Genomic DNA, 698 nt, shown 5'->3' on the forward strand with positions numbered 1-698 from the left:
ACACCGAAGGCAAGGGCGAAAAGCAGCCCGTCGCCGACAACAAGACGACCGAAGGCCGCGCCAAGAACCGCCGCACCGAGATCGAAGTCGTCGGTACGCGCAACAAGTAAGCTCAGCGCCCTCGGGCGCTTTGCGCAAAGCCCCGCACGGTCCGCCGTCGGGGCTTTTCTACTTTCTGGATGTCATGACGATCAACGCCGATCCGCAAGAGCTCGCCAAATTCGGCGAACTGGCCCACCGCTGGTGGGACCCCGAGAGCGACTTCAAACCGCTGCACGAGATCAACCCGCTGCGCCTGGGATGGATTCAGCAGCTCTGCCCTTTGGCAGGCAAGCGTGTGCTGGACGTCGGTTGTGGCGGCGGCATTCTGAGCGATTCCATGGCACGTGCCGGCGCCCAGGTGCTGGGCATCGACCTGTCGACCAAGCCGCTGCGCGTCGCAGAACTGCACGCCATGGAGGCGGGGACCGAAGGCGTGGAATACCGCGAAATCGCTGTCGAAGCGTTGGCCACTGAACAACCGGCCAGCTTCGACGTGGTTACCTGCATGGAGATGTTGGAGCATGTGCCCGACCCGGCCTCGGTCGTGCGGGCGCTGGCGACGCTGGTCAAGCCCGGCGGCTGGGTCTTCCTGTCAMCGCTCAATCGCAACGCCAAGTCGTTTTTGCTCGCCATCGTTGGTGCGGAGTACGTACTGC

1 protein-coding gene and 1 pseudogene are annotated in these 698 nt (G+C 63.8%); both read left to right on the forward strand.

Annotation, left to right across the window (positions count from 1 at the left end; all coding sequences use genetic code 11):
* Positions 1 to 110: pseudogene (locus tag ACXJKR_RS34045) on the forward strand (outer membrane protein OmpA); the annotation flags it as partial.
* 74 nt (positions 111 to 184) lie between these two features.
* On the forward strand, positions 185 to 698 hold a 514-nt coding region (gene ubiG, locus ACXJKR_RS34050; protein WP_457326621.1), incomplete at its 3' end, for a bifunctional 2-polyprenyl-6-hydroxyphenol methylase/3-demethylubiquinol 3-O-methyltransferase UbiG.

Source organism: Roseateles sp. P5_E11 (genome assembly GCF_054049355.1).